Origin of the sequence: Otoolea muris, from assembly GCF_943193115.1 — a bacterium.
GTDB classification, from domain to species: domain Bacteria; phylum Bacillota; class Clostridia; order Lachnospirales; family Lachnospiraceae; genus Otoolea; species Otoolea muris.
Map to the genome: position 1 here is coordinate 70992 of NZ_CALPCY010000023.1, position 6487 is coordinate 77478.

At 57.0% G+C, this 6487-nt stretch carries 3 protein-coding genes; all 3 read left to right on the forward strand.

The window, feature by feature from the left end; genetic code table 11:
• Position 1 precedes the first annotated feature (1 nt).
• Positions 2 to 4720, forward strand: coding sequence for a PolC-type DNA polymerase III (locus NFS31_RS14685; protein ID WP_251496446.1), 4719 nt, complete (start codon positions 2 to 4; stop codon positions 4718 to 4720).
• A gap of 107 nt (positions 4721 to 4827) precedes the next feature.
• The gene (locus NFS31_RS14690; protein ID WP_251496448.1) at positions 4828 to 6015 is read left to right on the forward strand and encodes a MalY/PatB family protein; all 1188 of its coding nucleotides are present in this window, start codon (positions 4828 to 4830) and stop codon (positions 6013 to 6015) included.
• 188 nt (positions 6016 to 6203) lie between these two features.
• A partial coding sequence (locus tag NFS31_RS14695) for a hypothetical protein (RefSeq protein WP_251496450.1) occupies positions 6204 to 6487 on the forward strand: 284 nt, incomplete at its 3' end.

Genomic DNA, 6487 nt, shown 5'->3' on the forward strand with positions numbered 1-6487 from the left:
AGTGAAAACATTTCCAGAGGTATTTCCTGATTTACATATCGCGGAACATGTGCGCGGGCTTTTGGAGATGGTACAGGTAGAGCGCGTCTCCACCACAAGGGACCGGAGCGTGATCCGCATCTACATCGACAGCCCGAGACTGATGCACAAGCAAAACATTTACAAGCTGGAAGAGGGCATCCGGGATCAGCTTTTTCCGGGAAAACGGGTGGCAATCCGTATTCAGGAGAAATACCATCTCTCCAGCCAGTATACGCCGGAAAAGCTTCTGGAAGCCTACCGGGACAGCATTTTGCTGGAACTGCGGGGCTACAGCATCCTTCTCTACAACATGTTCCGCCATGGCATCTTCCTTTTTAAAGAAGAGGGCCTTCTGGAGCTGACAGTGGAGGACACGGCGCTTTCCAGGGATAAGGCCCCGGAGTTAAAACGGATTCTGGAGAAAATCTTTACCGAGCGCTGTAATGTCCCCTTAAGTGTCGAGATGGCCTACCGTCCGGTTGAGCGCAGAAAGCGGACAGAGGACATGGAAGGAGAAATGATCCGCTTTCCTGTTCCCGGAGCCGCGGCGGCGCAGGACACGGGAGCCGGGCCGGAGGCGGGCGATATGGGAGAACAAAGCGGCTGGAGAGAGCAGGCCGCCGCCGGCGCTGAGAATGCCTGGGGGGCGCAGGCAGGGACGGCCGCAGAAGGGGATGTACCCTGGAACGCAGAAGTAGCCGGAGCGGAGGCCGTGTATCCATATCCGACCCAGGCGGCTGAAACTTTCATATCCGGCCCAGGCGAAATGAAACATTCATCTGATGGAAAGATTCATTCATCCGGCGGAAAAGTTTCAAAAAACCATTCTAAAGATAAGCTGGAAAAAACGAAAAACAACCCGTCTAATGCAAAAAATATTACATATAATGCAAAAAATATTTCAAACAATACGGGGAACAACTCTTCCGCTCCGGGCGCAAAAGGCGGCCGCAGGGAGTATGGCCGTTTCGGGCAGTATAAAAAAGCGGATCATCCGGATGTGCTGTACGGCCGTGACTTTGACGGGGAGGCGGTGGAGCTGGATAAGCTGGAGGGAGAGATCGGGACGGTTGTGATCCGTGGGAAGATCCTTTCCTCCGAGTGCCGGGAGCTGCGCAGCGGCAATACGCTCTTTATGTGCAATATCAGCGATTTTACGGACACCATTACCGTGAAGATTTTCGCCAGGGAGGAGGCGGTGGAGGATCTGAAGGAGGCCACGAAGGCGGGCCGGTTTGTGCGCGTCAAGGGGGTGGCCAATCTTGACCGCTTCGACGGGGAGCTGACCATCGGATCGGTTTCGGGCATTAAAACGTGTGAGGATTTCACGGACCGCCGTATGGACAACAGTCCGGTCAAGCGGGTGGAGCTTCACTGTCATACGAAAATGAGCGATATGGACGGCGTGTCTGAGGTAAAGGATCTCATAAAGCGCGCAAAAGAGTGGGGCATGGACGCGATCGCGGTGACAGATCACGGCTGTGTCCAGGCGTTCCCGGACGCCGGCCACGCGGTAGATAAGGACGAGGATTTTAAGGTGCTCTACGGTGTGGAGGGCTATCTGGTTGACGATATGAAGGAGCTGGTCAGCCACGGACAGGGCCAGTCCCTGGACTCGGTGTGCGTGGTATTTGATATTGAGACCACGGGCTTCAGCCCTTTGAAGAATCAGATTATCGAGATCGGCGCGGTGCGGGTGGAGGGCGGCCGGATAACGGACCGTTTCAGCTCCTTTGTCAATCCCAGGACGCCGATTCCCTATGAAATCGAGGACCTGACGGGCATCAACGACAGCATGGTCCTCGACGCGCCGGATATTGAGACGGTACTGCCCCGGTTTCTCGCGTTCTGTGAGGACGCGGTGATGGTTGCCCACAACGCCTCCTTTGATGTCAGCTTCATCAAGGAGCAGGCAAAGCGGCAGGGTCTTGTATTTGAGCCCACGGTCCTCGATACGGTGAGCCTGGCAAGGCTCTTGCTGCCGAATTTAAACCGGTTTAAGCTGGACACGGTGGCAAAAGAGCTGCGCATTTCTTTGCAGAACCATCACCGGGCGGTGGACGACGCGGGCGCGACGGCGGAGATCTTTGTCCGTTTTATCGCCATGCTGAAGGCGCGGGGCATTGAGGATGTGACGGCTTTAAACGCCCAGAGCAAAATGACCGTGGACATGATCCGCAAGATGCCGACGTACCATATCATTATCCTGGCAAAGAATGATACGGGGCGGATTAATCTGTACCGCCTTGTGTCGGAATCGAACTTAACATACTATGCCAAGCGGCCGAGAATCCCCAAAAGCCTTCTTACCGAGTACCGGGAGGGGCTGATTCTTGGCTCCGCGTGCGAGGCGGGGGAGCTCTTTCAGGCGATCGTGCGCGGCGTGCCGGAGGCGGAGCTGCACGATATCGTAAATTTTTATGATTATCTCGAAATCCAGCCCTTGGGGAACAATGAATTCATGCTGCGCGACGAGAAGAGCCCGGTGAGCAGCACAGAGGATCTGATGGATTTGAACCGGCGGGTGATAAGCCTCGGCGAGCAGTACAATAAGCCGGTCTGCGCCACCTGCGACGTCCATTTCCTTGATCCGGCGGATGAGGTGTACCGGAGGATCATCATGTCCAGCAAGGGGTTTAAGGACGCGGACAACCAGGCGCCCTTATACCTTCGCACCACAGAAGAGATGCTGCGCGAGTTTGAGTATCTGGGGAGCGATAAGGCCGGGGAGGTCGTGATCACGAATACGAGGAAGATTGCGGCCATGTGCGAGCCGATCTCTCCGGTGCGGCCGGACAAATGCCCTCCGGTTATCCCGAATTCGGATGAGACGTTGCGTACCATCTGCTATAACCGGGCGCATGAGATGTACGGGGAGGAGCTGCCGAAGATTGTGGTGGACCGCCTTGAACGGGAGCTGAATTCCATCATCTCCAACGGCTTTGCGGTGATGTACATCATCGCCCAGAAGCTGGTTTGGAAGTCAAATGAGGACGGCTATCTGGTAGGTTCCCGCGGCTCCGTGGGCTCGTCGCTGGCGGCCACCATGTCCGGTATCACGGAGGTAAACCCCTTAAGCCCCCATTACTACTGCCCAAACTGCCATTTCTATGACTTTGATTCCGAGGAGGTGCGGCAGTTTTCCGGCATGGCCGGCTGCGATATGCCGGACCGGCTCTGCCCGGTGTGCGGCAAACCTCTTAAAAAGGATGGATTTGATATCCCGTTTGAGACGTTCCTGGGCTTTAAGGGCGACAAGGAGCCGGATATTGACTTGAATTTCTCCGGAGAATACCAGAGCCGGGCGCACAGCTATACCGAGGTGATTTTCGGAAAAGGCCAGACCTTCCGGGCCGGGACGATAGGCACGCTGGCAGATAAGACGGCCTACGGCTATGTGGCGCATTACTATGAGGATAAGGGCATCCACAAAAGGCGGTGCGAGATTGAGCGCATCCTGGCCGGCTGCGTGGGGGTCAGGAGAACCACGGGACAGCACCCGGGCGGGATCATCGTGCTTCCCCTGGGCGAAGAGATCTTTTCCTTTACGCCGGTGCAGCACCCGGCGGATGATATGTCGTCCCGCACGGTGACGACGCATTTTGACTACCACTCCATTGACCATAACCTCTTAAAGCTCGATATCCTGGGACACGATGATCCGACCATGATCCGCATGCTGCAGGATCTGACCGGGCAGGATCCAAAGGAGTTTCCGCTGGATTCCAAGGAGGTCATGAGCCTGTTCCAGAACACGCAGGCCCTGGGAATCACGCCCGAGGACATCGGCGGCTGCAGGCTGGGCGCGCTCGGGATTCCGGAGTTTGGCACGGATTTCGCCATGCAGATGTTAATTGACGCCCAGCCGAAGTACCTGTCGGATCTGGTGCGCATCGCGGGCCTGGCGCACGGGACGGATGTGTGGCTGGGAAATGCAAAGGATTTGATTCTGAGCGGCCAGGCGACCATCCAGACCGCGATTTGCTGCCGCGACGATATCATGGTGTACTTAATCCATATGGGCCTGGAGGAGGGCTTATCCTTTACCATCATGGAGAGCGTCCGCAAGGGCAAGGGCTTAAAGCCGGAATGGATTGAGGAGATGACAGGGCACGGCGTGCCTCAGTGGTACATTGATTCGTGCCAGAAGATCAAATATATGTTCCCCAAGGCGCACGCGGCCGCGTATGTGATGATGGCCTGGCGCGTGGCGTACTGCAAGGTGTTTTACCCCCTGGCTTACTACGCCGCCTATTTCAGCATCCGCGCCAACGGCTTTTCTTATGCGCTGATGTGCCAGGGGCGCGACCGCCTGGAGCATCATCTGGCGGATTATAAAAGCCGCCTGGATTCCCTCTCAAAAAAGGAGCAGGACGTCCTGCGCGATATGCGCATTGTGCAGGAAATGTATGCCAGGGGCTTTGAGTTTATCCCGATTGATATCTACAGGGCGCAGTCCAGAAACTTCCAGATCATGGACGGGAAGCTGATGCCCTCCCTTGGCAGCATAGACGGCCTGGGGGAAAAGGCGGCGGACGCCGTTGTATTCGCGGCGGCAAAAGGTCCGTTCCTGTCAAAGGAAGATTTTATCAACCGGACCAAGGTGACGAAAACGGTCTGTGATCTGATGGCGGATCTGGGGCTGCTCGCCGGGCTCCCGGAGAGCAACCAGCTCTCGCTGTTTGATATGATGGGATAAAAGAATGCTGTTTATACGCAGTTTGACAGATCGTATGCAGCCGTTCGGATGGGGGAGTCTTCCCGCCCGCCGCCTGAACGGCTATTGTATTGCAGGAGGGATGAGTAATGAGCGTATATGACTTTACGACAGCGCCGCGGCGCGACATGGACGAGGCGCTGAAATGGAAGATCATGAAAGAAAAAAAGCCGGGCGTCCGGGAGGGGATCGTTCCCTTTTCCATCGCCGATATGGAGTTTGCCAATCCCCCGGAGATCCGGGAGGGGCTGTCGGAATATATACAGACCGCCGTGCTGGGCTATCAGACCGCAGGCCCCGCGTTTTATGAGGCGGTGGGGAGCTGGACAAAGCGCCGCTACGGCCGCGCGATCCGGCCGGAATGGCTCATCACAACGCCGGGCGTGGTCAACGCGCTGTTTCACGCGGCAGCGGCGTTTGCAGAGGAGGGCGAGGGCGTGATCATCATGCCTCCGGTCTATCCGCCGTTCTACAAGGCCGTGGAAAAGACGGGGCGCCGCCTGGTCCGCTGCCCGTTACTGGAGGAGGACGGGCGTTACGTCATAGATTATGAAAAAATGGAGGAGCTGGCGGCGCGGGAGGAGAATAAAGTCCTTCTGTTTTGCAGCCCGCACAACCCAACCGGGCGTGTCTGGAGCAGGGAGGAGCTTGAACGGCTGGGAGAGATCTGCCTGCGCCACGGAGTATTCATCATTTCCGATGAGATCCACTGCGATCTCATCATGCCGGGACATGCCTTCACCTCCTTTGCCGCGATTTCCGGGGAGCTGGAGAGGAATACCATGACCTGTATCTCGCCCAGCAAGACCTTCAACCTGGCCGGCCTGGAAACAAGTATTGTTATCGTGCCGGATCCGGAGCGGATGCGGGCCTTAAAGCGCCGGATGGCCTGCGCCGGACAGGAAGGGCGGGTGAATGCCCTTGGATATAAGGCGTGCGAGATCGCCTATACCCGTTGCGACGAATGGCTTTCACAGGCATTGGAAGTGATTTATGAAAACCATCTGGCGCTGAAGGCATTTCTCGGGGAACGCTGTCCGCAGATACGGGTCTTCCCACTGGAGGGGACATATTTACAGTGGATGGATCTGCACGCGCTTGGATGGACGAAGGAGGAGCAGGAGCGGCGGATGGTGGAAGCGGATCTGTTCCTGGATGAGGGGTACATCTTCGGGCCGGAAGGGGAAGGCTTTGAGCGGCTCAACCTGGCATGCCCGAAGCAGATCCTCATGGAGGCGCTTGAAAGGCTGGCCGGGGCAGTAGGCCGGGGCGGCTGAGTAATTTGGATGGAGGCTGGCGGGGCAGCCGTTTAAGCAGTATGAACTGTTGCGCTGCCGGACACAGCCCGGCAAAATGTAAAGGACAGATTGACACAGCCAGACTGATACGATATAGTATGAATATACTTGGAGAGGTGTAGGAGTAACTGTGAAAATGTTTGAGCCGTTACGAAAGGAGATACGCCATGACGGAAGTAGAAAGACTGATACTGGACAAACTGGATGGTCTGGCTCAGGAGATCGGGGAGACAAAGGGGGAAGCAACGCAGGCGCGCGAGGCGGCTGAGCAGGCGCGTGAGGAAGCAGCACAGGCGCGTGAGACGTCTGAACAGGCGCGCGAGGCGGCTGAGCAGGCGCATGAGGAAGCAGCACAGGCGCGTGAGACGTCTGAACAGGCGCGCGAGGCGGCTGAGCAGGCGCGTGAGGAAGCAGCACAGGCGCGTGAGACGTCTGAACAGGCGCGCGAGGC